The following is a 26587-nucleotide window of genomic DNA, read 5'->3' as shown; positions in this document are numbered from 1 at the left end:
CCCCTGTCAGACGTTGGGCACCCGCCAGCTGGCGGCCAGTGCCACCAGTGCCAATCCCAGCGCCACCATAAAGACCCCGTGGAAACTCCACACCTCCGCCACCACACCGGCGATGGCCCCTGCCATGATGGAGCCGGTGCGGATGCTGTTGGCAAACAGGGTGGTCGCCACCCCGGCTCGCCCCGGCATCAGATCCTGAAAGTAGGACATGCCGATCCCCGCCACGATACCGATGAAGATGGCGTTGAACAGCTGCAAGGCGATCAGGGCGTATTGGTCGGTGAGGGTCACCAGACCTGTGTAAAAGGCCGCGCCAGCCAGCACCGCCAGCAACATCATGGGGCGCTTGCCAAAGCGCGCCGTGTAGTAACCCGCCAGCAGCATGAAGGGGATCTCCAGCGCCGCTGCCGTGCCCATCAGGATACCGGCAAGCTTCTCATCCATCCCGAGCTCCCGGGTGATGTAGAGCGGCATATTGATCAGGTACATGCTGTTGCAGGTCCACATCAGGGTGGAGGCGATAAAAAGCGCCCGCACCGCCGGATCCCGCCAGCTGCTGACCCGCTCTGTCTCTTCAGCCATCTTGGGCAAAGGCGGAGAGGGCAGCCAGCGCCACACCACCAGGGCGCAGAGCAGGTAGGCCAGTGCCGAGGCCAGGTACATCAGCTCGAAACCGTAGCCGATGGCCAGCGCGAAGGCGATGGGCGGACCTATGACCCAGGCCAGCGAAAACTGGGCTCGCATCACCGAGCTGAACATGTCCGCCCGTCGGTTGCGGCTGTCGGAGTATTCCCGCGCCAGCGCAAACAACTGGGGGCTGGCTGTGGCCGCCAGCGCCGCCAGCATCACCCCCAGACTCGCCAGCAACCAGTAGTTGCGGTTCCAGGCAAACAGCAAGGAGAGCGCCACCCCGGCAAAGCAGCAGCGCAGGATCAGTCGCTTGCGATCCCCCTTGTTATCGGAGCGGTGGCCCAGCCATTGGCTGACCAGAATGCCCACCACCGCATTGATGGTATAGAAGAGCCCGACCAGAAAGGGGCGCACCTGCACCTCCTCGGCCAGAAACAGACTTAAGGTAGGCACCTGCAATGCCACCGCGACGCCGGTCATAAAGGTCACGGCAAGAAATGAAAGAGAGACGGGGTCCGGGCGTTTGACCGCCGCTATCGACAAGCTCATAGGGTTACCACTGATTGGAGGGACGATACGGGCTAACGGGCGGCAGCCGTATGAAAATTCGGCGCCTATCTTATGTCACTATCAAGAGCGGGCTCAAGGATGGCATAAGCGGGTATGCGCCTTGCGAGGGAGGCCGCGACCCCGTAGAGTGAAAGCCCATCCTGCCAGCACAAGGAGTTCGCATGTTTGATTTTGATCAGGAAGTAGACCGCAGTGGCACCATGAGCCTGAAATGGGACAAGTACAAGGGTCAGGATGTGCTGCCCATGTGGGTTGCCGATACCGACTTTGTCTCCCCCCCGTCCGTGATTGAGGCGTTGACCAAACGGGTCGCCCACGGCATTTTCGGCTATTCACGCCCCTCGCCGCGCCTGATCGAGCTCATTATCGAACGGATGGCGACCCGCTATGGCTGGGCCATCGAGCCCGAATGGCTGGTGTTCCTGCCCGGCGTGGTGCCGGGGCTCAACCTCGCCTGCAAGGCGTGGAGCCAGCATGGCCGCGGCATCATCACCCCCAAGCCGGTCTACTACCCCTTCCTGCAGGCGCCGGGCTTCAATGATCGCCCCCTGCTCACCGTGCCGATGATTGAAGAGGAGGGTCGTTGGGTGCTGGATCTGGCAGAGCTTGAGCGTCAGGCTCCCGCCGCAGATCTGCTGCTGCTCTGCAACCCCCACAACCCGGGCGGCACCATCTTCACCCGTGACGAGCTGCTGGCCATCGATGCCATCGCCGCGCGCCACAATCTGGTGATCTGCTCCGATGAAATCCACTGCGATCTGCTGCTGGATAAAAACGCCCGCCACATTCCCTACGGCGCCATCAGTGCGCAAGCGGCCGAGCGCTGCGCGGTGATGATGGCCCCGAGCAAGACCTTCAATATCGCCGGTCTCTGCTGCTCCTTCGCCATTATCCCCAACGCCCGTCTGCGCTTCAGGCTGCAACAGGCGATGCGCGGCATCAGCGCCGACGTCAACCTGCTGGGCTTTGTCGCCGCCGAAGCGGCCTATGAGGGTGGCGAACAGTGGCTGACCGAGCAACTCGACTATCTGGCAGCCAATCTGGCCCTGATCCAGCAGGCGGTTGCCCGCTGGCCCGGCGTCAAGCTGGCCAACCATCAGGCGACGTATCTGGCCTGGATTGATGTGAGCGCCCTTGGCCTTGCTGATCCCATCGCCTTCTTCGAGCAGGCCGGCGTTGGTCTCTCCCCCGGCGCCCAGTTTGGCGACGGTCAGTTCGTGCGGCTCAACTTCGGCTGCACCAGGGCACGGCTGACCGACGCGCTGGCGCGGATGGAGCGGGCAATCCTCAACAACAAGCCCTGATCAGCCAGCAACGGGATGGGCAAGCCCCATCCCTTTTTCCCTGTGTCATCAGCCAGCGCTCAACTCAGTCAACGGTCAATTATGTCTCTACGGATCTTGCATCACCTTCTGCTTCCCCTCTGTGCACTCTCTGCGCTGCTCCCCTTTGGCAGCCAGGCGCTGACCATCGGAACGGGCCCGCTCAATGGGGTCTACTACCCGACCGGTGGCGCCATCTGCCGGGTGCTCAATGCCGGCCATGCCCTGCATGGGGACAGCTGCACCGTGCAGAGCACCCGTGGCTCGATGGCCAACCTCAAGGCACTCGACAAGGGGGACGTACAGCTGGCGCTGGTGCAGTCCGATGTGCTGCACCACGCCCTGCACGGCACCGGCCCCTTCAGCGGGCAGGGGGCCAACAATGAGCTGCGCAGCCTGTTTCGCCTCTATCAGGAGTCGCTGACCCTGCTGGCCACCCCCAATAGCGGCATCACCACCTTGGCAGATATCGAAGGGAAACGGGTCTATCCGGGTAACAACGGCGCCGGTGAGCAGATCACCAGCCAGGCCCTGATGGCAGCCATGGGATGGCAACCTGGGCAGTTTGCTACCTATCAGCTCAAATCGGACAGCGAACCGCTGGAAGGACTCTGCGATGGCTCGCTGGATGCCGCGTTTGTGGTTGCCGGTCACCCCAGTCTGGCGGTCGGCGATCTGATCAGCCGCTGCAAGGTGCGCCTCATTCCCATCGAAGGGGAGCAGATAGACAGGCTGCTCAAGCAACACCCCTACTACCAGCGCAGCCGTATCGCCGCCAACCTCTATCCGGGACAGACCACCGCCATCAACAACATCGGGATGAGTGCCGAACTGGTGGCGCTGGCCAGCCTGCCGGACCCCATCGTCCGTACCGTGCGCGATACCCTGCTGGCCCGGGTCAAACAGTTCAGTCGGCTGCATCCTGCCCTGAGCAAGGTGACGCCCGAGCAGTTGCAGGCGCAAACCGAGCTGCCCCTCCATGCGGGGATGTCGGATCAACCGCCAGCCCCCTTGCCACTGACCCCCGAGCAGTTAACAGCGGAACAGTTGGCACCGGAGCAGTTAGCACCTGAACCATCAACCTCGGAGGCGGCACCAACAGCAGAGCAGGTGAGTGCCGCTGACAGGGCGACTGCGCCCTCTGACGCGACCGCCACCAGCAGTGCCGCAGTGGCAACAGAAGCCACAGAGGTTAATCCCTTGCCCGAAGAGGCACTTGAGGTCACCTCCGAGCTCACTGCTACGCCAACCACCGAGGGTGAGAGCATGGCTCCTTCTGCCGCAGCGTCAACGGTTCCATCACCATCGGCTGCCGTGTCGACTCAGTGGCCGCAAAGCGCCTCTGCGGCAACTGCGCCGCAAGAGCAGGAAACCCAGCCTGCCAGCAGCGCGGTGACTGGCGAAACCCCGCAGCAGGATAAAACCGACACGCCTCCCGCCCCTGCCACCAGCGCAGCCACACAGCAGCAACCCTGAATGGTCAGCTCCCACAAATGCATCAGGGCAGCCTCGGCTGCCCTGATTGTTTACGCACGTTCGATAGTGACGCAATTGATGGCGGCACAGTCACCCCGATAGACCTAGTCACCTTGCCGCCCCGCTACGGCTCCATCACCCGGGTCAGATAGGGGTTGGGCTTCTGGATCTCCTCCTCTACCCAGTGCAGCAACTGCTTGATGGCCCGCGACAACACCTGATTCTGGCGCACCACGTAGCCCAGACTGGTACCGGGAAAGTCGCCGAGGCTGGTGACCGGCGCGGTGAGGTTGAGGCGCGGATGCAGGGAGAAGTCCGGCACGATGGCGACACCAAAGCCCGCCTCGGCCCAATCGAGCTGGGCATCGACACTGCCCACCTCCATGATGCGGCAAGGGGGCAAGGCCAGCAGCGGCAGTGACGGATCGATCAGCGCCCGGGTGCGGGTGTCGTGACCGAGCAGGATCAGGGTCGGCTCGTCGAGGGGATCGCTCTCCCCCGCCACCGCCCGTGCTTGCCAGCGGGCAAGGCCGTGACCCAGCGCGCACCAGGTCACCTGTTGCAGCTCGGTATAGAAGAGTGGCTCGCTGCGCTTTTGAGCCATCACGAAGCCCAGATCCGCCTTGCCCGCCTTGACCAGCTCGGCAGCCTGATCCGAAGTGGTGTTGAACAGAGTGAGGTCGATGCCGGGAAACTCCCGCTTGAAGCGCTGGAACGGCTGGATAAGCAGCAGGCGGGAGATGATGTCGCTGGCGGCGATGGCCAGCGTCCCCTGACTCAGCTGGTTGAGGGCATTGAGATCGGACTGGCAGAGCTGCAACTCGGCAATGGTGCGCTCGGCGCTTTGCAGCAGCCGCTCCCCCGCCTGCGTCAGGCGAAACGGACTGCGCTCGATCAGCCGCACCCGGGTCGCCTGCTCCAGCCGCTTGATATGCAGGCTGACATTGGGCTGGGTCATGTGCAGCTCGGTGGCGGTCTGGCCAAAATGTTGCAATCGGGCCAGGGGACAAAAGGTTTGCAGCCAGTGAATATCCAGCATAAGAGTCCCTCAACCCGCGAGGTGCGGGGCTTGCCAGGCAAAATCGGACGGTTTGCCGTTTAATTGGCCATAATTATATGATTCTCTTATCGGAATTATAAAGATAATTAATTTTTCTAATCCGCATCAGGCTCCTAGGATGGACGCCTAACGTCTTAGGAGAAAGAGTCATGTCGTCTATCGTAGTCGTAGGTGCTAACTGGGGTGATGAAGGCAAAGGCCGCATCGTGGATTATCTGGCAGGTCAAGCTGGCGCCAGCATTCGCTTCCAGGGCGGCAACAACGCTGGCCACACCGTGGTCAACGACCTTGGCACCTTCAAACTGCACCAGGTTCCGAGTGGCGTATTCAACCCGGATTGCCTGGTTGTCCTCGGCCCGGGCATGGTGATCAGCCCCGAGAAACTGACCGTCGAGCTCGAGGAAGTCAAAGCCTCCGGCGTGACTCCGAAGCTGGCCATCTCTGACCGCGCAACCCTGTGCCTGCCGCTGCACGCACTGGAAGATACCCTGGAAGAGCAACGTCTGGGTGACGGCGCCTATGGCTCCACCCGTCAGGGCATCGCTCCTGCCTACGGCGATCGCGTCATGAAGAAAGCGATCCTGGTCGGCTGGCTGAAACAGCCGGACGTGCTGGTCGAGCGCATCCAGTTCATGCTGGACTGGAAACTGCCGCAGATGAAGGCTATCTACCCCTCCTTCGAATTCACCCAGACTGCCCAGGAGATGGCCGACTGGCTGCTGGAAGTCTCTGCCCCGTGGATCGACGCCGTGTGCAACGTCAGCATGCCGCTCAAAGCGCTGCAGGCGGAAGGCAAGACCCTGCTGTTCGAAGCGCAGTTGGGCGCTGGCCGTGACCTGATCTACGGCGAATACCCCTGGGTGACCTCCTCCCACGTATCTGGCGCCTACGCCGGTATCGGTGGCGGTCTGCCGGGTCTGCGCCCGGAGCGCGTCATCGCTGTGGCCAAGGCATTCAGCTCCTCTGTCGGTACCGGCACCCTGCTGACCGCCATGGAGAACCAGGACGAGTTCCGCAAGATCACCAACGAGTTCGGTGCCACCACCGGCCGTCCCCGTGATGTCGGTTACTTCGACGCCGTCGCCACCAAGAACGGTGTCGAGCTGCAAGCCGCCACCGAAGTGGCTCTGACCAAGCTGGACTGCCTGACCGGTCTGCCGGATCTGAAGATCTGCGTGGCCTACGAAGGTGCCCACACCGAGAACCCAATTTGGCCGCAAACCGCGGCCCTGAAGCCGGTTTACGAGCAGATGGAAAGCTGGAGCGAAGACATCACCGGTTGCCGCACTTTCGAAGAGCTGCCCCGCGCAGCCCAGCAGTACGTGCTGCGTATCGAAGAGCTGCTCGGCGTACCGGTTCCGATGGTTTCCGTCGGCCCGGGCCGTGACGAGATGATCCTGCGCTAAGCCGCACTTCTCATCGTCAAACAAAAAACCGGCATCCCTGATGCCGGTTTTTTTATGGCTGCTATTTACCTTATCGCCATAAAACCACCCAAATGCTCAATTAACTCACCAATCGACCTCACATTGAGCCGTTCTGCAATAAAATTCTACCCTGCCCTCGTTAAAGTGAACCCGTTACCACACGAGGAGTCACCCGATGAAATTGCTCAAACAGAGTGCCCTGTTGCCACTGCTCTGCCTGACGGCCATGCCAGCCTTTGCCATGACCCTGAAGAGCACGGACATTCACGAAGGCCAGTTGATGGACAAACAGTTCAGCTTCAACGGCTTTGGCTGCAGCGGCGACAACCACTCGCCCCAACTTAGCTGGCAGGATCTGCCGGCAGGCACCAAGAGTGTTGCCATCACCGCCTATGACCCCGATGCCCCTACCGGCAGCGGTTGGTGGCACTGGCTGGTGGTTAACCTGCCTGCCACCCAGAGCGAACTGGCCAGCAATGCCTCCGGCAAGCTCAAGCAGGGATTGGAGATCCGCACCGACTTTGGCAACCAGGGTTACGGCGGCCCCTGCCCGCCCGCTGGTCACGGCATGCACCGCTATCAGTTCACCGCCTGGGCCCTGCCCCATGATCTCGAGGTGAAGGCTGATACCCCGCCCGCTATGGTAGGCTACATGCTCAACAGCATGGCGCTCGGCAAAGCCACTCTGACCGCCACCTTCGTCACCCCCTAGGAGCCAACCGGATGAGCACTCCCCTGCTGCAACAGAGCCACTATCTCGGGATCCGCCAGCAGCCCCTGCACCGGGTGCTCATCTATGCCCCGACCCTCATCTGGGTCACCCAGGGGAGCAAGCAACTGTGGTGGCGCGAGCGACGTCTGTCGTTTGACAGGGAGCGGTGGCTGCTGATCCCGGCAGGCCACCAGCTCACCTTCGTCAATCAGCCGGAACAGGGCAAGTTTCGCTCCCACGCCATCACGCTGCTCACTCCGCCGCCACCAGAATGGCTGGCCGAGTCAGCCCCTTCCCACGCCGATCTGGAGGAACCTGCCGTCAAGGTCACCCCCGGGCTCGTCTTCTGCTTTGAGCTCATCAGCACCATGGCCGAACGGGGACTGAGCGAGGCGACCCAGGCCGAACTGCTGCGCGGCTTCTATGCCGAGCTGCGGGCCGCCAACGCCCTCGGGTTGCTCTTTCCCGCCAGCACCATGACCCTCGCAGAGCGGTTGGCACGCTACCTGGCGGTGGAACCCGGCATCGACCACACCCTGGAGGCGGTGGCCCCCCACTTCTCCATGAGCCGCGCCTCCATGGTGCGCAAGCTGGCCGCCGAAGGTCGCAGCTTTCGCCAGTTGCTGGCTCAGGTGCGCATGAGTCACGCCCTCAACCTGTTGCAACAGGGCCTGACCCCGCTGGAGGTCGCCCTCGCCTGCGGTTATGACTCCCCCAGTCGCTTTGCTGCCCGCTTCAAACAGGAGTTCGGCCTGACGCCCCACCAATACCTGCACACCTGCCCTGCCAGATTGGCGAGCAACGACAAGTAAAATATTACTTAAATCCAATCTTATGTAACCTGATGTAACCCGGTGATCCCGCTCACATTGTCGCCTCTTCAGAGTGTGATCTCGCGCCAACGCTCCCTTTTCCCTTGCCATACAATGGCTACCGAACACCTTTTCACTAAAAATAAGCGTAAAAAATCTTCCTTTTAACCTACATAAACGGAATTGGAGCGAGCAATGTTTCATAAAACTTTACTCTCGGTAGCCCTCGGCACCGCCCTGTTCGGACTGACTGCCTGCAACGATAACCAGACAGAGAGCAGCACAGTCGCCAAACCGGAGCAGGCCATCCAGTACAAGGACGTGATCGACCGTCGGGGAACACCGACCCAATTCCGCGACTTTGACAGCTACTCCAACCTCAAATACAACCCGCTGCTCGATCTGGGGGCATGGCACGGTTTCCTGCTGCCTGCCAGCGACAAGGAGTGGGGGGGCTTTACCGGCCCCATGGTCATCTCGGAGGAGTACAGCCTCTTCTTTGCCAGCGAGCTGGACAAGCTCACCCTGAGCGATGCGAGCGACCGCCCGTTCCCGCTCACCAGCGCCCGCAAGCAGGAGGTGTACGCCATTCCCGGTGCACTGGTGCAACGCTTCGAGTTCGAGCCCTTTACGCTGGAGCTGGAGCTGCGTTATGGCGATGCCCGCACCGCTCTTATCCGCACCCGACTCATCAACCAGACCGATGCACCGCTCACCCTCAACCTCAACTGGCAGGGCGAGTTGCTCAATCAATGGGATGCCAAGGATACGATTGCCAGCAAATATCCAGGCTGGACACGCACCATCAGCGAGAGCGACAAAGGAATCGAATTCCAGTTCGGTAAACTGCGCAGCACCTGGAACATCATGCAGAGCGGCAGCGCCCGCTATCGAATCGACCGCACCCTGCCAAGTCGCACCACCCTTGACCAGAAGACCCTGGGCTACCAAAGCGACGCCAGCATTACCCTTACCGCCAAGGGGAGCGAGGATATCTACACCCTGCAGAGCTATCTCCACTCCGCAGATGACGCCAGCCGCCATCAGCAGAGCCGTCAGGCCCTGCTGGCCAACCCGGCCAGCTATTTTGCCGACTCCATCCGCCGCTGGGAGGGCTACCTTGCCAAGGGTCTCTCCAATCAGGGGATCCCCGAGTCGGAACGTCGCATCGCCGTCAAGGCGATGGAGACCCTCAATGGCAACTGGCGATCCCCGGCTGGCGCCATCCTCCATGACGGAGTGACCCCCTCCAATACCGCCCGCTGGTTCGACGGGGTCTGGGCCTGGGACAGCTGGAAGCACTCCTATGCCATGGCCCACTTCAACCCTGAGGTGGCCAAGAACAACGTGCGCGCCATGTATGACTATCAGGTGCAGCCGGATGACCCGGTGCGACCGCAAGATGCGGGCATGGTGATCGACGCCGTCTTCTACAACAAGCTGGCGGATCGCGGTGGCGATGGCGGCAACTGGAACGAGCGCGACACCAAGCCGCCCCTCTCCGCCTGGGCTATCTGGGAAATCTACAGCGCCACCAAGGACAAGGCCTTTATCGCCGAGATGTATCCCAAGCTGCAGGCCTACCACGACTGGTGGTACCGCGCGCGGGACAACAACCGCAACGGTATCATCGAATATGGCGCCACCAAGCATGTGGAGCACAACGACGAGTACGGCAATATCACCTTCAAGGTGCAGTACTCCAACGGTATTCCCGCCGGGCTGGATCTCTCCAGCTGTACCAGTGAGGGGGATGGCTGGTATGCCTGCGCCGGAATGCCGCTCTATCAACAGGTGTTGAACGTGGGCGGTTACAGCGACATTGATATCGGTGCCCAGCACGGCGCCGGTTGGGAGTCCGGCATGGACAACGCCGCCCGCTTCGGCTTTATCGAACCGGGCCAGCTGCAACGTTATGCCGACAAGACCTATGGCGGAGATTTGGCCAAGGCGCGTCAGGACTGGAACGTCGCCTTCTTTGAAAACCATCAGGACAATGGCGATTTGATCGGTTTCTCCATCGATCAGGAGTCAGTGGAGCTCAACGCCTTCCTCGCCAAAGAGAAACGCATTCTGGCAGATATGGCCGACCTGCTTGGCAAGCCGGACGACGCGAGCCGCTACCGCGATGGCGCGACCCAGCTGGCTGGTTACATCAACAGCTGCATGTTCGATGAGGCATCAGGCTTCTATTACGATCGTCAGATTGCTCAGGGGGATGTTGCTGACGGCAACGGCTGCGTCGGAAAATTGCTGACCGCCCGCGGCCGTGGCCCGGAAGGGTGGAGCCCGCTCTGGGCAGAAGTCGCCGACAAGGAGAAAGCGGCACGGGTGCGCGAGGTGATGCTCAACGCCCAGGAGTTCAACACAAAGATCCCGCTGGGCACAGCCGCGCTGACCAACCCGGCCTACGACCCCAATATCTACTGGCGCGGCCGGGTATGGCTCGATCAGTTCTACTTCGGGGTGAAGGGGCTGGAGAACTACGGCTATCGCAGCGATGCCGAGGCTCTGGTCAACAAGCTGTTCAACAACGCAGAGGGCTTGGCGGGCAGCGGCCCCATCCGCGAAAACTACAATCCGGAGACCGGCGCCATGCAGGGGGCCAGCAACTTCAGCTGGAGCTCGGCCCACCTCTACATGCTCTATCGCAACTTCCTGAAACCACAGGCATAAGCTTGCTCCAACATGCAAAAGGCCTCCGGATGGAGGCCTTTCTGTTTTCACTCAAGTTGCACTCACACAATACCCGCCACGCGGCGGGTACGGTCTCGTCTTAGCCGTTAGTGAGCGGCAAAGAGAGGCGTTTGGCCAGTGCCTGAAAGTGCTGGCTCACCTCAGCCCCGAACAGGGGGTCGCCAATGGCGCGGTTCTGCCAGTTTTGCTCCAGATGACGCCAGTCATCCTCGGTCAGGGAGTCACGCAGATGGGGGAAGATCACCCCCTCTTCGTAGTTCATGTGCGCCTCTTGCAGTTCCACGAAGCGCTCCAGCTTGGTGGTGAACTGATCGAGGGGGATCACCGCATCCATCAGGATCATCTCCACCATCTCCTTGAGATCGGCCCCGGCCTCCAGCAGCTTGACGTGCTCCTCCTGCAGGCGGTTGGCGACCTCACCCTCCACCACCCGATATTTCAGGTAGTAGTCATAGATGAGGTCCTCCTTGGGATGGTGGTACTTGTCAGAGACCTCCCGCAGGTAGTCGATGACATCGCGCACCAGAAAATAGCTGATGGGCTCTTCGGCACGGATGGCTGCCAGCTTGTGCTTGAGCAGCTCCAAAAGTCGGGCGATGTTGAGATGGTCCTTGTGCAGACTGGATAACATGGGCACTCCTTGGCTCTGAATTAATCTTATGTCCCTGAGTATACGGTCATTTGTCGCCCGAACTTTGCACTCAATCAAGTGGGATGCAGACAGATTTCCACTCTATCGGACTCTTGCCCTGTTGTTCCAGCAAGCGATTGGTCTCGCTAAAGTGACCGCAACCGATGAAACCGCGGTGGGCAGAGAGAGGGCTCGGGTGCGGCGCGGTCAGCACATAGTGGCGCTGGCGGTCGATGAAACGTCCTTTCTTCTGGGCGTGGGCACCCCACAGCAGGAAGACCACACCCTGACAGCTGGCATTGATCTGCTCGATGACCCGATCGGTAAAGGTCTCCCATCCCAGATGGGCGTGGGAATGGGCCTGACCGGCCTGCACCGTCAGCACAGTGTTGAGCAGCAAGACACCTTGTTTGGCCCAAGATTCGAGAAAGCCGTGATTGGGTGTGACGAAACCTGGCAGGTCACGCTGCATCTCTTTATAGATGTTGACCAGTGAGGGAGGCGTACGCACGCCGGGCAGAACGGAGAAGCAGAGCCCGTGCGCCTGATTGGGGCCGTGGTAGGGATCCTGCCCCAGGATCACCACCTTGACCTGATCCAGCTCGGTCAGCTTGAAAGCATTGAACACATCGGTAGCTGGCGGGTAGATCACCTTGCCCGCTTCCCGCTCGGCTCTGACAGTTGCCAGCGTACTCTTGAAATAGTCCTGCTCTTTCTCAGAGCCAATCACATCACTCCAGGTCAGCACCCCGGCCTCCTCACTTGATACGGCGAAGGGCTCAGGATAGGGGGCCAGCCCGCAAGACGCAACCGTGGCTCACGCTTTCCAGAGCCTGGCGAGCCGCCCCGAGCGCTCCAACTTGCGCAGGCCGGTATTGAACAGCAGCATCAGACGGCGCGCCTCTGGATCGGCCTTGCGCATCAGCAGGTATCCCGGTTGCGACCAGATGGGGTCGGCGGCACCGGTCAGTGACAGCGATTGGGGATGACGAACGAGCGCCTGCTGGAACAGAGTCTGTGCCACCTGCTCATCCATCACCAGATAGTGGATCCGCCCGTCAAGCAGCTTGCTCATGCTCTCCTCATCGGAATCTGACCACTCGAGGGTGAGCCCGGCTTGGCGAGCGGCAAAACCATCGCCATAGAAATAGCCACGGGTCACCCCGACTGGCTCGTGTTTCAGCTCACCCAGATTGACCGCGGGCGTACCGGTCAGCGTCATCAGGCGAGTGGTGAAATGGCCGAGCGAGGCGGAGAGATAGAAAAGCTGCTCCCGCTCGCGGGAGCGAAACCAGGGCATGGTGACCACATAGCGTCCCTCCAGAGTCAGTCGGTAAGCCTCGGCCCAGGAATAGAAGTGAAAGCTGACATCGAGCCCCTCTTCGGCAAAGGCCTGGCGCACCACCTCACAGAGAAAGCCCTGATTGGGCAACGACTCACTGATATAGGGCGGCCACTCGCCCACGGCAATACGCACCGTCTCGGCCCGCACCGCAACACTGCTTGCCCAGCAACAGCACAGGGCGAGCCATACCCACTTTCGCCACCCATTATTCACCCGGCACTCTCCTCGCTTTTTTTGCTGAGTGTAGCCAACCCCTCAATTAACCTCAGAAAAAGCCGAAAAGATGTAGTTAAATTACTAGATTAACGAGATAAAAGATGCATAATTTGGATATCTTACAAAATCAGAAAAATGACCTCTTTTTGATTCAACTCAAGAATTTAAACTCATTGAAATGGCACTTTGTCAGATTTTCTTGATCTAGATCAATTTTGGTAATATTACCACCATGGTATATATGACCCCATCAAAGAAAAGGTGTAAGGCAAGGGCCCTTTAAGTCATCGCCATCGACGGTAGCTTAAATACATCAGGGTAATTTCCTTACAGTTGGATTCGCGTTCCCATTGAGGAGTCATACCATGATCAAAGGCATTCAAATCACCCAGGCCGCCAACACCGCTCTGCTGAACTCTTTCTGGCTGCTGGACGAAGAGAAGCAACAAGCTCGCTGCATCTGCGTCAAAGGCGATGCTTTCGCTGCCGATCAAGAAGTGCAACTGGCTGACCTGGGTCAGTTCGAATACCGCGAACTGCCGGTTCAGGCTGAGCCTGCTGTTGAAGGTGGCCAGCACCTGAACGTCAACGTGCTGCGTCGCGAATCTCTGGAAGATGCTATCGAAAACCCGGAGAAGTACCCGCAGCTGACCATCCGTGTATCTGGCTACGCAGTGCGTTTCAACGCCCTGACCCCGGAACAGCAGCGTGACGTGGTTACCCGTACTTTCACCCAGAGCCTGTAATCAGCGCCCTGCAGTGAAGAGCTGATACTCGCAGTATCAGCACAAAAAAACGGCCAATCGGCCGTTTTTTTATTGCCCCCGCACCAGCCAACGCGGTCGTGCGGGGGAAACAGCGCTTACGCCCTGTCCGCTTCTAGTTGCCCGACCTTGCCGCCGAGCACTACATCCATTTTCTTCTCGTCCAGCTGCTTGCAGTATTTGGCGACCACCACGGTGGCAACCCCGTTACCGATCAGGTTGGTCAACGCCCGCGCTTCGGACATAAAGCGGTCGATCCCCAGGATCAGCGCCAAACCAGCCAGTGGCAGATGGCCCACCGCCGAAATGGTCGCTGCCAGCACGATAAAGCCACTACCAGTCACCCCCGCCGCCCCTTTCGAGGAGATCAGCAGTACCACCAGCAGGGTGATCTGTTGGAACAGATCCAGCGGCGTATTGGTAGCCTGGGCGATAAAAATCGCCGCCATGGTCAGATAGATGGAGGTGCCATCCAGGTTAAAGGAGTACCCGGTCGGAATGACCAGCCCCACCACCGATTTCTGGCAACCCAGCTTCTCCATCTTGTCCAGCATCCGCGGCAGTACCGACTCGGAAGAGGAGGTCCCCAGCACGATCAGCAGCTCCTCGCGAATGTAGGAGATGAAACGCAGGATGCTGAAGCCTGAGGCTTTAGCGATGCTGCCCAGCACAATGAAGATAAAGAAGAGGCAGGTGAGATAGAAGCAGGCAATAAGCTGGCCCAGCTGTACCAGTGAACCTACTCCATATTTGCCGATGGTAAATGCCATTGCCCCGAATGCACCGACCGGCGCCAGTCTCATTATCATATTGATAATGCCAAATATGACTTTGGAGAAACTGTCGATGACGCCGAAAATAACCTGTCCCTTTTCACCGATATGATGCAGGGAGAAGCCGAATAGCACAGCAAACAGTAACACCTGCAAGATATTACCGCTGGCAAAGGCACCGATCACACTGCCCGGAATAATATCCAGTAAAAAGGCGATAATGCCCTGGGATTTGGCCTGCTCCGCATAGGCGGAGATGGCGCTGGCATCCAGCGCAGCCGGATCGACGTTCATACCGGCACCCGGTTGCAGCAGGTTGACCACACACAGCCCGATGATCAAGGCGATAGTGCTGACCACCTCGAAGTAGAGCAGAGCAATGGCGCCGGTCTTGCCGACCGCCTTCATACTCTCCATCCCGGCAATACCGGTAACCACGGTACAGAAAATAACGGGGGCGATGATCATCTTGATCAATTTGACGAAGCCATCACCGAGGGGCTTCATATCGGCGCCCAGTTCCGGATAGACATGCCCCAGAAATACCCCGAGGGTAATCGCGAGCAATACCTGAAAATAGAGGCTGCTAAATAGTTTCTTTCGCATTATTAACGTCCTGTTAATTTAATTGCACATTGTTATGGCAGCAATAAACATGCAGATAGCCGGACGAGATATCTGCGTACCTCACCCGATCCATGCTGTTTCTGCATTACTACGGGGACCACTTTACATGTAATAAAAAACAATTAAGAGACATCAATCACACAACAAAATTAACACCATTAACACCACAGCAACCAACAATTGTTTGCTCGTAGATTAATTTGAGTCTTCAACTAAATATGGCAGATATAAAAATACCCCGCATTGCGGGGCATTTTCATCAGGCATGACAGCGTCGGGATCAGGCCGAAGTATCGAGGGGTTCGAAGCCCTTGATCAGGTCATCGATGGCCTTCATCTGTTTGAGGAAGCCTTCCAGCTTCTCCAGCGGCAGGGCACTCGGGCCATCGCAGCGGGCAATTTTCGGATCCGGGTGGGATTCGATAAAGAGACCGGCCAGACCGACCGCCATGCCGGCACGCGCCAGCTCGGTCACCTGTTCGCGACGACCACCGGAAGCGGCACCCAGCGGATCACGGCACTGCAGGGAGTGGGTCACGTCAAAGATCACCGGATAGCCACCGGTGCTCTTCTTCATCACGCCCAGGCCCAGCATGTCCACCACCAGGTTGTCGTAGCCGAAGTTGGCACCGCGCTCACACAGGATCAGCTGATCGTTGCCGCACTCCTCGAACTTGTCGGTGATGTTCTTCATCTGGCTTGGGCTCAGGAACTGCGGCTTCTTGATGTTGATGACGTTGCCGGTGCGGGCCATGGCTTCCACCAGATCGGTCTGGCGTGCCAGGAAAGCGGGCAGCTGGATAACGTCAACCACCTCGGCGACCGGCTTGGCCTGATGGGGTTCGTGCAGATCGGAGATGACCGGCATGCCGAAGGTCGCTTTCAGCTCCTGGAAAATCTTCATCCCCTCTTCCAGACCCGGACCGCGGTAGGAGTGGATGGAGGAGCGGTTGGCCTTGTCCCAGCTCGCCTTGAAGACAAACGGGATGCCCAGCTTGCTGGTCACTTCCACGTACTTCTCGCACACCGCCATCGCCATGTCGCGGGATTCCAGCACGTTCATGCCGCCAAACAGCACGAACGGTTTGTCGTTGGCAACGTCGATCTGGTTGATCTTGATATTCTTCTGTTCCATCTAAGACATCCTTAATAAAAGGGCCTGAAGCCAAGTTACTCCGTTGCGACCGGACGCAGCGGCCTTGATATTCTTCTGTTTAGTTTCAAGCCGCCCTTAATGGAGGGGCTTGGGGCTCAGATCCAGCGCGGCCAGCTGCACTTTCAGCACATCGGCCACCGGATCGTCCGGGCATTGTTCAATAAAATATTCAAAATCGTCGGCGGCCTGGCGCGGGCAGTCGAGCTGCTCGTAGATAAAGCCGCGATCCCGCGTCTCCAGCGGATCGCCGGGCTTCATCCGCAGCAACAGCTCGCTGCAACGCAGCGCCTCGGGCATGCGGTCTTCCCGCAGCAGGGCACCCTTGCTGACGTTGAGCAGCCGTTCGATGATCTCCCACTGGCCGGAGGGTTGCAGGTAGTCGGGGGTCAGGGTCGCCAAGTCCCCCAACGCGCCGCGCAGCAGCAGCTCGATGCGGGCCAGGCTCAGCTCATCGCCGGTAAAGGGATCGACATAGACCTCCCCCTCGCCACCGGCAAAGCTCACCAGGAAGTGGCCGGGGAAGCAGATCCCCTCTACATCGAGCCCGAGCTTGCGCCCCAGCTGGATGATGAGAATACCGAGGCTGACCGGGATCCCTTTGCGCTGAACCAGCACCTGATTGAGATCGCAATTGTTGGCAGAGAAATAATCCTGCCAATCGCCATGAAAACCGAGGCTGTGGTAGAAGCCTTGCAGCAACTGCTGGCGCACCTCGTCGCAGGTGCCCTCTTCAATCTGCTCGTCCAGCCACTCGTCCAGCAGGTTCAACTCGCGGATCCCCTCCTCGACCGAGCCATAAATCTCGTCGCTGACTGACAACGCCAGCTCGGTGATGTCGTGGGCTTCGAAATCGGTCCATTCGTCTATGTGTAACATTCTCTTCATGCCTTAGCCGAACACACTCGTCTGTTTGAGCACTGCCAACTTGGCAATAAAGTAGATCCAGCCGAGCGCCCCCAGAAAGGAGCACCAGCGCACCAGATTGCTTTTGGCCAGCCGCAGCGCCATCGCCGCCAGAAATACCAGCGCCAGAATGGCCATCAGCTTCTCGCTGAGCCAGGGCGTTCCGTTATTGAGCGGGTTGAGATCCAGCACCATGCAGAGCAATACGCCGGAGAGCACCACCAGACCGTTGAGCCAGCCGCTGACCTTCATCACCGGCGCGCTATAGGCTCGGCCAGTGGCGGTCTGTACCCAGTAGAAGCGGAGCATAAACATCAGCACGGCCCCGGCAATCAGGGTGAGGTGCAGGTGTTTGAGCACAAAAACCATATTCAATCCTTGCAAGGGGGCGCACAGGCAACCCGCCGTGTAACAGTGAGGAACCGTCAGCGCAGCGGGCAGAGGCCCAGCGTCACCCTGTCGTTATCCCCGTAATCGCGCACCGTGGCTACCTCGCGGTAACCGCCATCACGCAGCAACTGACGCACCGACTCCCCCTGATCCCAGCCATGCTCCAGCAGCAACCAGCCATCGGTCAGCAGATAAGCGGGAGCATGGGCCACGATGTGGCGGATATCGGCCAGCCCGGCGTCATCGGCAACCAGCGCCGAGCGAGGCTCAAAGCGCACATCCCCCTGCTCGAGATGGGGATCGGCGCCATCAATATAGGGGGGATTGGAGACAATCACCGCAAATCGTGGCGTTTCGTCGCGATCCGGCTCGCCAAGGGGCTCAAACCAGCTGCCGTCACGCACCTCGATGGGTAACCCCAGCGCGGCGCTGTTCTCGCGAGCCAGCGCCGCAGCATCGGCCATCCGATCAACCGCCCACACATCGACCTCGGGCCGCTCGGACTTGAGCGCCAGCGCGATGGCACCGGTGCCGGTGCCGAGATCCAGCACGGCGCAAGGCCCTTGCGGGATTCTGGTCAGCGCCTGCTCGACCAGCACCTCGGTATCGGGGCGCGGGATCAGGGTCGCCGGGCTCACCTTGAGGGGCAGCGACCAGAACTCCCGCTCGCCCACCAGATGGGCAATGGGTTCGCCATTGAGACGACGGGCCAGCCACCCCTGCAGGGTGGCCTGCTGGGCGGCATCCAGCTCACGCTCGGGCCAGGTCATCAGATAGCTGCGACGGCAATCGAGCAGATGACAGAGCAGTACATCGGCGTCGGCGCGGGGGGACTCCCCCCCAGCCAACACAGTCATGATATGGGCGCGGGCCTGCTGGATCTGCATCAGTGCCACTCCACCTTATGGGCACAACACTTAATGCGAGCTTGCCGGATCACCATTTGCATCAGTTGTTCTCGGCCAGCGAGGCAAGCTGATCGGCCTGATACTCCTGCACCAGCGGTGTGATGACGCAGTCCAGATCCCCTTCCAAAATTTCGGAGAGGCGGTACAGGGTCAGGTTGATACGGTGCTCGGAGAGGCGACCCTGCGGGTAGTTGTAGGTGCGAATTCGCTCGGAACGATCACCGGAGCCCACCAGATTGCGGCGGGTGCTCTGCTCGGCGGCGCGGTGGCGCTCATCCTCGGCCGCTTGCAGGCGGGCGGAGAGCACCGACATCGCCTTGGCGCGGTTCTTGTGCTGGGAGCGCTCGTCCTGACACTCCACCACCAGCCCGGTCGGCAGGTGGGTGATACGAATGGCCGAGTCGGTCTTGTTGACGTGCTGACCACCGGCACCGGAGGCGCGGAAGGTGTCGATCTTCAGATCGGAAGGGTTGATCTCGATCTGCTCGGCTTCCGGCACTTCCGGCAACACGGCGACGGTACAGGCGGAGGTGTGCACGCGGCCCTGAGATTCGGTCTCCGGCACCCGTTGTACCCGGTGACCACCGGATTCAAACTTGAGGCGGCCATAGACGCGCTCGCCGTCGATCTTGGCGATCACCTCCTTGTAGCCACCATATTCACCGTCATTGCAGCTGACGATGGAGACGCGCCAGCCCTGACGCTCGGCAAACCGTGAATACATGCGGAACAGGTCACCGGCAAAGATGGCCGCTTCGTCGCCACCGGCACCAGCGCGGATCTCCAGATAGCAGTTGTTGTCATCCTTGGGATCCTTGGGCAGCAACATCAGTTGCAGCTCCTGCTCCAGCGCCTCCAGATTGGCCTTGGCGAGCGGCAGCTCCTCCTGCGCCATCTCGCGCAGGTCGGCATCGTCCTCCTCCAGCATCATCTGAGTGGTCTCCAGATCATCCTGAGCCTGACGGTAACGCTGGAAGGCGTGAACGATATCTTCCAGCTGGGCATATTCGCGGGTCAGGGCGCGGTAGCGATCCTGATCCGAGACCACATCCGGCTCGCCGAGCATGGCCTGTACTTCTTCGTGGCGCTCGATGAGGCCTTCCAGCTTTCTGATCAGTGACGGATTCATAACTCTTGCATTCTCAATGGAGGACGGGACAACCGGCAGGTTGCCCGAAAATTATGGCTCTTGTGACAACCCCAGCGCCTGCCGCAAGCGGGAGAGCTCACTCTGATCCCCCTGGGAGGCAGCCTGGCGCAACGCCTGGGTCGGCGCGTGGATCAATTTGTTGGTGAGGCGATGGGCCATCGCCTTGAGCGCCTGTTCGGCACTCTCGCCCTGCGCCAATGCCAGCAGGGCCCGTTGCAACTCTTCATCAGCCACTTGCTGGGACTGATGGCGGTAATCGCGAATGAGGTCGACCGAGCTCTGGCCGCGATACCAGCCCATAAACTCGTCGCGCTCTTCCTGCACGATCACTTCCGCCTGTGCGGCAGCCCGTTTACGGGTTTCGAGGTTCTGCTCGATGATCCCCTGCAAATCATCCACCGTGTAGAGATAGGCATCGGAGAGCTCATCAACTTCGGCTTCGATGTCGCGCGGCACGGCAATATCCACCAGAAACATGGGTTTGAAGCGGCGGGCCTTCAGCGCGCGCTCCACCATCCCCTTACCGATGATGGGCAGGGGACTGGCGGTCGAGCTGATGACAATATCCGCCTCGTGCAGATAGTCGGGGATCTCTTCGAGCGTCATCACCTGGGCACCAAATTCGGCCGCCAGGGTCTGGGCACGCTGCAGGGTGCGGTTGGCCACCATCATATTGGTGACGTTCTGCTCGCGCAGATGACGGGCCACCAGCTCGATGGTTTCACCAGCCCCGACCAGCAATACCTTGGTCTGGGAGAGATCGGAGAAGATCCGCCGACCCAGACTGACGGCGGCAAACGCCACCGACACGGCACTGGCGCCAATCTCGGTATCGGTACGCACTCTTTTCGCCACCGAGAAGGATTTCTGGAACAACCGCTCCAGCGCCCCCTTCAACGACTCCGCCTGCTGGGCGTGGGCATAGGATTGCTTGATCTGCCCCAGGATCTGCGGCTCCCCCAACACCAGCGAGTCGAGCCCGCACGCCACCCGCATCAGGTGGCGCACCGCCTCTTCATCGTGATGCTGATAGATGGCAGTGACCAGTTCGGCCGCGTCCAGCCCGTGGAACTGTTGAAGCCAGCGCAGCACTTGCTCCTGCCGCTCCTCCTCCAGATTGCAATAGAGTTCGGTCCGGTTGCAGGTGGAGACGATCACCGCCTCGCTGACACCGGGTTGGCTCACCAGCTCACGCAAGGCGCGATCGATGCAGTCCGGGCCAAAGGCGACCCGTTCCCGCAAGGCGACACTGGCGGTGTTGTGGTTGATTCCGAGGGCAAGCAAACTCATGAGTGGGCGACGATCATTTCATACGCTGGGTGCAAAGGCTGCCAATTGTACGAGAAAGGGTAAGTCTTTAAAAGCAATACGGCCGCCCCGTATACTGTGGCAAATTCCTCTCTCTGGAGCCGTCTCTTGCTGCTACGTATTTTTACCCTCACCTGCCTGCTGTTGCTGGCCGGTTGTGCCACCACCCAGCCCCAGCGTGACCAGGTGAACTGGAACCAGGAGCGGACCCGTCTCGAGCAACTGACCCACTGGCAGCTATCCGGCAAGATGGCCATCATCACCCCCCAGCAAAAGGGCAGCGCCCGTCTCAACTGGCAGCAGGATGGGGAGGATTATCGCCTCAACCTCACCAGCCTGATCGGCACCAGCATTCTGGAGCTCTCCCGCAGCAAGGGGGAGATCACCCTGCTCGACAGCGACGGCAATCGCCACCAGAGCCAGGATGCCGAAGCGCTCATCTATCAACTGACCGGCTGGAATATTCCGGTTGCGGGATTGCCAGAGTGGATCAAGGGGCTGCCAGGTCAGGCGGAGTTTGAACTCAACCCCGACAGCAGTCTGGCCAGCGTGCGCGACGGCCAGTGGCAGATCGTCTATGGCGATTATCGGGATCAGGATGGCTACCGCCTGCCGCACCAGCTGACCATGACCGGCCATAACAGCCGCCTCAAGCTTCAGATCAACCAATGGACTCTTGTACGTTAATGGCTTCCACACGCTGGCCGGCACCGGCCAAACTCAACCTGTTTTTACACGTCAATGGCCGTCGTCCCGATGGCTATCACGAGCTGCAGACCCTGTTTATCTTCCTCAACCACAGCGACTGGCTCGAGTTTGAGGTGATACCGAATAGCGACACACTCACCCTGACGCCGGCCATTCCCGGGGTGCCGGATGAGCAGAATCTGATTATCCGGGCGGCGCGCCTGCTGCAGGCAACCCTGTCGAGCCCGCAAGGTGCCCATATCCGGCTGGAGAAAGTGCTACCCATGGGCGGCGGCATTGGCGGCGGTTCATCCGATGCAGCGACCACGCTGGTAGCTCTTAACCACCTCTGGCAAGCGGGTTTGAGTGAAGATGAACTGGCAGCGCTTGGCGTCCAGTTGGGGGCCGATGTGCCGGTGTTTGTCCGTGGCAAGGCGGCCTTTGCCGAAGGAGTAGGCGAGCGGCTGCAACCGGTCGAACTGCCCGATGCCTGGTATCTGGTACTCAAGCCCGATTGCCATGTAGCGACCGCGGCCGTATTCCAGGATCCGGACCTGCCGAGAGCTACGCCGAAAATGGCGCTGGACAACCTGCTGGAAGGCGAGTGGAAAAACGATTGCGAATCACTGGTGAAAAAGCGCCACCCCGAGGTTGCCAATGCGCTCGGCTGGTTGCTAGAATACGCGCCGTCAAGAATGACGGGCACAGGAGCCTGCGTCTTTGCTCAATTTGAAGACGAAGTGACTGCTCGGGAAGTGTTGGCCTGCGTGCCGAAGGGACTTGATGGGTTTGTCGCCAAGGGCGAGAACATATCACCTCTCTTCTCCACATTGCAACAGTTCAAATGATTGGGGTATCGCCAAGCGGTAAGGCAGCGGGTTTTGATCTCGCCATTCCTAGGTTCGAATCCTAGTACCCCAATTTTACAATTTTACCGAACGGTATTGATGATTAATGTGGCCGGTTTTGCACTCGGCCACGGATTCGGGTTACCGGTATCATCACAATCATTGGGCAGCAGACACCTTGTACGTTATCTTGATAAATCGTTTGCCCCAAAACGATAGGGTCTGATTTCAGACTCCCCCACATACTGGATGCAACCCCGAGGTTTCAAACCGTGCCTGACATGAAGCTGTTTGCTGGTAACGCAACGCCGGAACTAGCCCAGAAGATCGCAGATCGCCTGTTTATCAAACTCGGCAATGCTGCCGTAGGTCGCTTTAGCGACGGCGAGATCAGCGTACAGATCAATGAGAATGTACGTGGTGGCGATATCTTCATCATTCAATCCACCTGTGCCCCGACCAACGACAATTTGATGGAATTGATCGTCATGGTGGATGCTCTGCGTCGTGCTTCAGCTGGCCGTATCACTGCCGTTATCCCCTACTTTGGTTATGCCCGTCAGGACCGCCGCGTCCGCTCCGCCCGTGTACCCATCACCGCCAAGGTTGTCGCTGACTTCCTCTCCAGCGTCGGTGTGGATCGCGTGCTGACCGTTGACCTGCATGCCGAGCAAATTCAAGGTTTCTTCGACGTTCCGGTAGACAACGTGTTCGGTAGCCCGGTGCTGCTGGAAGACATGAAGTCCAAGAACCTCGAGTCTCCTGTCGTTGTCTCCCCGGACATCGGTGGCGTCGTGCGTGCCCGCGCTATCGCCAAGCTGCTGGATGACACCGACATCGCTATCATCGACAAGCGCCGTCCACGCCCGAACGTCTCCCAGGTCATGCACCTGATCGGTGACGTTGCCGGCCGCGACTGCATCATCGTTGATGACATGATCGACACCGGCGGCACCCTGTGCAAAGCCGCAGAGGCCCTGAAAGAGCGCGGTGCCAAGCGTGTATTCGCCTACGCTACCCACCCGGTCTTCTCCGGTTCCGCCGTCGAGAACATCAAGAACTCCGTGATCGATGAACTGATCATCACCGACTCCATCCCGCTCACTGCGGAGATGAAAGCGGTCGGCAAGGTCAAGCAGCTGACGCTGTCAACTGTACTGGCCGAAGCCATTCGTCGCATCAGCAACGAAGAGTCCATCTCTGCCATGTTTGAGCATTGATAGATTCAGCAATAACGAAAACCGCCATCAGGCGGTTTTCGTCTTTCTGGACCTTCTCTTTCCAACTTTCTGCTATCTGGTACGACCCTGCCCCCGGCAGGCTTAAGGATTTACCCATGAATTGCTTGCGTCCCCTCCTGCTCGCGACCCTCACCTGCGCCCTGTTCGCCTGTCAGCCCGTCAAAGAGAACCCGCCCTTCGTGCTGACCCTAGCTCACATGAACGACACCCACTCCCAGTTTGATCCGGTCAATGCCGAGATCAAAGGGCAGATCTTTGCCCAGCACCAGCAGGGGGAGACGGACACCCTCTATACCCGCTTTGGCGGTTATCCGCGCCTGCTGACCATGGCGAAAGCCTATCAGGCCGAGGCGCTGGCCAAGAACCAGCCCTTGCTGCTGCTGCACGGCGGCGATGCCTGGCAGGGCAGCGGCTACTTCAAGCTCAACGAGGGGATGGCCAACGCCGAGTTGCTGAGCCAGTTCGGCCTCGATGCCATGGCGCTGGGCAACCACGAGTTCGATCTGGATAACCAGAAGCTGGCCCGCTTCATCGAGGGGGTCAACTTCCCGGTGCTGGCCGCCAACCTCGACACCAAGGCCGATCCGGCCCTCAGCAAGGCTGACAACCTCAAGCCCTTCGTGGTCTACGCCTTTGACGGCAACCAGAAGAGCCCGGTCACCGATCTCGACAACCTGCCGCAAGGCAAGCAGCTGGTCGCCGTCATCGGTCTGGTGCTGGAAGACATGGGCAATATCGCCCCCAACGTCGGCAAGCTGCGCTTTGGCAAGGAGGTCGCCTCGGCTCAGGCCACGGTCGACATGCTGCAAGCCAAGGGGATCCACCAGATCGTGGCGCTGACCCACATCGGCAACGAGCGGGATCTGGCACTGGCGGCCAAGGTAAACGGCCTCGATGCCATCGTCGGCGGCCACTCCCACAGCCTGCTCGGCGATTTTCGCAACATTGGCTGGGGCAAGACCGGCGATTACGCCAAGCTGGTGACCAATCCGGATGGCATCGGCAAAACCTGCGTGGTGCAGGCGGGCTCCTACGCCCAGGCCATCGGTCTGGCACAAGTGACCTTTGACAGCCAGGGTCAGGTGACCGACTGCCAGGGCCACAACAGCCTGCTGGCCAGCCGCGATTTCTTCGCCGATGCGGCGCGCAAGCAAGCGCTCGACGACGCCCGCAGCAAAGAGGCAAGCCAGTTTGTCGACAACCAGCCCAATCTGGTGACCGTGGATGAAGATCCGCGCCTGCGCGGCATCATCGACAGCCACTACAAACCGGCGCTGGAGAAAGCCTACGGCCCGGTGATCGGCACCATCCCCGCTCAGCTGCAAAATGCCCGTCGTCCCGGTGACAACGGCAGCGACAGCCACGGCTCAGATGTAGCGCCGCTGGTTGCCGAAGGGGAGTTCTACTGGGCCAATACCCCAGCAGTGCAAGCCCTGACCGGCGGCCCGGTCGATTTTTCTCTGGTTGCGGTGGGGGGCGTGCGCGCCGACCTGCCTGCTGGCGAATGGCGTGAGGGGGATAGTGCCCTCACCCTGCTGCCGTTCAAGAACCAGCTCGCGGTGCTGACCCTGACCGGCGCCGAGGTGCGTGCCCTCTTGACCGAGACCATCACCGCCACCCTGCCCGCCAGCGCCCATGCCGGCAAGTTCCCCTATGGCGGCCACCTGCGTTACACCTTCCAGGAGACCGACGCAGGCAAAGCGGGCACCCTGACCCAATTGCAGCACAAGACCGCAAGCGGCGAGTGGCAGGATCTGGTGGATAGCCAGCACTATCGGGTGGTGATGAACGCCTACAGCGCCAACGGCAACGATGGCTGGCAGGCGCTGGCCAATGCCCAGCGTCAGAAGAGCGAGCGGGTCGATATCGCCAGCGTCAATGGCAAGCTGACCGCCTTCCCGGTGCTGAAGGTGGCACAAAACAGCGAACTGCTGAGTGCCGTCTATGCCCCGGGCCAGGCCCTCGATTGCAAAGCCAGCGGCGTGGATTGCGGCACCGATGCAGCCTCTTTCGTGGAGTATGTGCGCGATGCCCGCCCCTCCCTGACCGCGCTGGATGAGGAAACTGTCACCCTGCTGCGTGCCAAATAACGACGGTAGTCAACCGGGCACAATCCATCGGTAAACTGAAACGGGCCTCTTGCAAGAGGCCCGTTTGCCCACAGTTAGCCACCCATTGGCCGCAATAATGCTGCAAATCCCGCCATAACATGCGCATTGGTTGAGTGATCGCCACTCGGCGGCTAGAATATTGCGTCCTATTGCCCTGGGTAGTGTGCCCACGGCAGCTGCGAGTGAAGACATCAAGCGTGACAAGCGAAATCAAACTGATCGTCGGACTGGGCAACCCCGGCCCGGAATATGCCAAGACCCGCCACAATGCGGGCGCCTGGTATGTGGAGCAACTGGCCCGCTGGCACAATGTCAGCCTGCGTGAAGAACCCAAGTTCTTCGGCCATACTGCCCGCATCCTGGTCGAGGGGCAGGATGTGCGGCTGCTCATCCCGAACACCTATATGAACCTCTCTGGCAAGGCGGTGGCCGCACTGGCGCGTTTTTATCAGATTGAGCCGGAAGCGATTCTGGTGGCCCATGACGAACTGGATCTGCCGCCTGGCATCGCCAAGTTCAAGCAGGGTGGTGGTCACGGTGGCCATAACGGCCTCAAGGACATCATCGCCAAGATGGGCAACAACAATAACTTCTTCCGGCTGCGTCTCGGGATCGGCCATCCCGGCAGCAAAGAGCAGGTGGCTGGCTTCGTCCTGACCAAGGCCCCCAGCAGTGAACAGAACCTGATCGACGCCGCGCTGGACGAATCCCTGCGCGCCACCGACATCCTGTTCAAACAAGATATGACCAAGGCCATGAATCGCTTGCACAGCTTCAAGGCGGAAAAGGGTTAGGTCGGTTTGACCCTGTACGGGCATTGTGC

The 26587-nt window shown here is 59.9% G+C and carries 23 protein-coding genes, 1 tRNA gene and 1 pseudogene; 13 read left to right on the top strand and 12 right to left on the bottom strand.

Translation table 11 applies throughout. The annotated features are described in order from the left end of the window. Nucleotides 1-6: 6 nt before the first annotated feature. Nucleotides 7-1179, bottom strand: a complete 1173-nt coding sequence (locus tag ACTG27_RS00595) for an MFS transporter (RefSeq protein ID WP_439978899.1) — start codon at nt 1177-1179, stop codon at nt 7-9. Between the two features lie 182 nt (nt 1180-1361). On the opposite strand from ACTG27_RS00595, the gene ACTG27_RS00590 reads away from it, so the two are divergent. Beyond that, nucleotides 1362-2504 (top strand): MalY/PatB family protein, encoded by a 1143-nt coding sequence (locus ACTG27_RS00590; RefSeq protein WP_439978898.1) that lies wholly within the window; start codon nt 1362-1364, stop codon nt 2502-2504. Nucleotides 2505-2585: 81 nt separating this feature from the next. Beyond that, the gene (locus ACTG27_RS00585; protein ID WP_439978897.1) at nt 2586-3998 is read left to right on the top strand and encodes a TAXI family TRAP transporter solute-binding subunit; all 1413 of its coding nucleotides are present in this window, start codon (nt 2586-2588) and stop codon (nt 3996-3998) included. Between the two features lie 124 nt (nt 3999-4122). On the opposite strand, the gene ACTG27_RS00580 is transcribed toward ACTG27_RS00585, so the two are convergent. Further along, on the bottom strand, nt 4123-5037 hold the full coding sequence (locus tag ACTG27_RS00580; RefSeq protein ID WP_439978896.1) for a LysR family transcriptional regulator: 915 nt from the start codon (nt 5035-5037) through the stop codon (nt 4123-4125). Between the two features lie 170 nt (nt 5038-5207). Between ACTG27_RS00580 and ACTG27_RS00575 the strand changes: the two genes are divergently transcribed. The 4 genes from ACTG27_RS00575 to ygjK all read left to right on the top strand — a co-directional run bounded on the left by ACTG27_RS00575 (nt 5208) and on the right by ygjK (nt 10685). Then, complete coding sequence (locus ACTG27_RS00575) at nt 5208-6464, top strand: adenylosuccinate synthetase (protein WP_005347796.1); 1257 nt, start codon at nt 5208-5210, stop codon at nt 6462-6464. 196 nt (nt 6465-6660) lie between these two features. Beyond that, nucleotides 6661-7197: a YbhB/YbcL family Raf kinase inhibitor-like protein gene (locus tag ACTG27_RS00570; protein WP_005347798.1), complete on the top strand. Its 537-nt coding sequence runs from the start codon at nt 6661-6663 to the stop codon at nt 7195-7197. A gap of 11 nt (nt 7198-7208) precedes the next feature. Beyond that, entirely contained in the window at nt 7209-8009 is an 801-nt protein-coding gene (locus ACTG27_RS00565) for a helix-turn-helix transcriptional regulator (protein WP_439978895.1), read from the top strand. Nucleotides 8010-8204: 195 nt separating this feature from the next. After that, nucleotides 8205-10685, top strand: a complete 2481-nt coding sequence (ygjK, locus tag ACTG27_RS00560; protein WP_439978894.1) for an alpha-glucosidase — start codon at nt 8205-8207, stop codon at nt 10683-10685. 100 nt (nt 10686-10785) lie between these two features. On the opposite strand, the gene ACTG27_RS00555 is transcribed toward ygjK, so the two are convergent. The 3 genes from ACTG27_RS00555 to ACTG27_RS00545 form a co-directional block, all read right to left on the bottom strand. Beyond that, entirely contained in the window at nt 10786-11337 is a 552-nt protein-coding gene (locus tag ACTG27_RS00555) for a hemerythrin domain-containing protein (RefSeq protein ID WP_005362195.1), read from the bottom strand. A 70-nt stretch (nt 11338-11407) separates the two neighbouring features. Continuing rightward, nucleotides 11408-12085 (bottom strand): uracil-DNA glycosylase, encoded by a 678-nt coding sequence (gene ung / locus ACTG27_RS00550; RefSeq protein ID WP_005353881.1) that lies wholly within the window; start codon nt 12083-12085, stop codon nt 11408-11410. A 69-nt stretch (nt 12086-12154) separates the two neighbouring features. After that, the gene (locus ACTG27_RS00545) at nt 12155-12895 is read right to left on the bottom strand and encodes a substrate-binding periplasmic protein (RefSeq protein WP_439978893.1); all 741 of its coding nucleotides are present in this window, start codon (nt 12893-12895) and stop codon (nt 12155-12157) included. Between the two features lie 368 nt (nt 12896-13263). Here ACTG27_RS00545 and grcA point away from each other — a divergent pair, with 368 nt between their 5' ends. Continuing rightward, the gene (grcA, locus tag ACTG27_RS00540) at nt 13264-13644 is read left to right on the top strand and encodes an autonomous glycyl radical cofactor GrcA (RefSeq protein WP_439978892.1); all 381 of its coding nucleotides are present in this window, start codon (nt 13264-13266) and stop codon (nt 13642-13644) included. 116 nt (nt 13645-13760) lie between these two features. On the opposite strand, the gene ACTG27_RS00535 is transcribed toward grcA, so the two are convergent. The 7 genes from ACTG27_RS00535 to hemA all read right to left on the bottom strand — a co-directional run bounded on the left by ACTG27_RS00535 (nt 13761) and on the right by hemA (nt 20859). After that, complete coding sequence (locus tag ACTG27_RS00535; protein WP_236293442.1) at nt 13761-15041, bottom strand: dicarboxylate/amino acid:cation symporter; 1281 nt, start codon at nt 15039-15041, stop codon at nt 13761-13763. A 301-nt stretch (nt 15042-15342) separates the two neighbouring features. Further along, nucleotides 15343-16197, bottom strand: coding sequence for a 3-deoxy-8-phosphooctulonate synthase (gene kdsA, locus ACTG27_RS00530; protein ID WP_005334937.1), 855 nt, complete (start codon nt 16195-16197; stop codon nt 15343-15345). A gap of 96 nt (nt 16198-16293) precedes the next feature. Then, nucleotides 16294-17094: a SirB1 family protein gene (locus ACTG27_RS00525; RefSeq protein WP_005362204.1), complete on the bottom strand. Its 801-nt coding sequence runs from the start codon at nt 17092-17094 to the stop codon at nt 16294-16296. A 12-nt stretch (nt 17095-17106) separates the two neighbouring features. Then, the gene (locus ACTG27_RS00520; protein WP_439978891.1) at nt 17107-17490 is read right to left on the bottom strand and encodes a SirB2 family protein; all 384 of its coding nucleotides are present in this window, start codon (nt 17488-17490) and stop codon (nt 17107-17109) included. Nucleotides 17491-17546: 56 nt separating this feature from the next. Next, nucleotides 17547-18398 carry a peptide chain release factor N(5)-glutamine methyltransferase gene (gene prmC / locus ACTG27_RS00515; protein ID WP_439978889.1) on the bottom strand — a complete coding sequence of 284 codons (852 nt, stop codon included), beginning with the start codon at nt 18396-18398 and terminating at the stop codon, nt 17547-17549. 61 nt (nt 18399-18459) lie between these two features. After that, the gene (gene prfA, locus ACTG27_RS00510; RefSeq protein ID WP_005353897.1) at nt 18460-19548 is read right to left on the bottom strand and encodes a peptide chain release factor 1; all 1089 of its coding nucleotides are present in this window, start codon (nt 19546-19548) and stop codon (nt 18460-18462) included. Between the two features lie 51 nt (nt 19549-19599). Next, a complete protein-coding gene (gene hemA / locus ACTG27_RS00505) occupies nt 19600-20859 on the bottom strand; it encodes a glutamyl-tRNA reductase (RefSeq protein ID WP_439978888.1) in 1260 nt (419 codons plus the stop codon). Between the two features lie 126 nt (nt 20860-20985). Here hemA and lolB point away from each other — a divergent pair, with 126 nt between their 5' ends. The 6 genes and pseudogenes from lolB to pth all read left to right on the top strand — a co-directional run bounded on the left by lolB (nt 20986) and on the right by pth (nt 26558). Then, nucleotides 20986-21564, top strand: coding sequence for a lipoprotein insertase outer membrane protein LolB (gene lolB, locus ACTG27_RS00500; RefSeq protein ID WP_439978887.1), 579 nt, complete (start codon nt 20986-20988; stop codon nt 21562-21564). Then, nucleotides 21564-22434, top strand: a pseudogene (gene ispE, locus ACTG27_RS00495) (4-(cytidine 5'-diphospho)-2-C-methyl-D-erythritol kinase). Before lolB ends, ispE begins: the two are co-directional and overlap by 1 nt. Then, a tRNA-Gln gene (locus ACTG27_RS00490) sits at nt 22414-22485 on the top strand. Before ispE ends, ACTG27_RS00490 begins: the two are co-directional and overlap by 21 nt. 199 nt (nt 22486-22684) lie before the next feature. Then, nucleotides 22685-23632 (top strand): ribose-phosphate pyrophosphokinase, encoded by a 948-nt coding sequence (locus ACTG27_RS00485; protein WP_005343846.1) that lies wholly within the window; start codon nt 22685-22687, stop codon nt 23630-23632. Between the two features lie 116 nt (nt 23633-23748). Beyond that, entirely contained in the window at nt 23749-25743 is a 1995-nt protein-coding gene (locus ACTG27_RS00480) for a bifunctional metallophosphatase/5'-nucleotidase (protein WP_439978886.1), read from the top strand. Between the two features lie 218 nt (nt 25744-25961). Further along, complete coding sequence (gene pth, locus ACTG27_RS00475) at nt 25962-26558, top strand: aminoacyl-tRNA hydrolase (RefSeq protein ID WP_058059203.1); 597 nt, start codon at nt 25962-25964, stop codon at nt 26556-26558. The last annotated feature ends 29 nt before the right edge of the window (nt 26559-26587 follow it).

The sequence above is a fragment of the Aeromonas sp. 97A genome (genome assembly GCF_051919185.1).
GTDB lineage: Bacteria > Pseudomonadota > Gammaproteobacteria > Enterobacterales > Aeromonadaceae > Aeromonas > Aeromonas veronii.
This window is presented reverse-complemented; position numbering and strand designations above follow the sequence as displayed.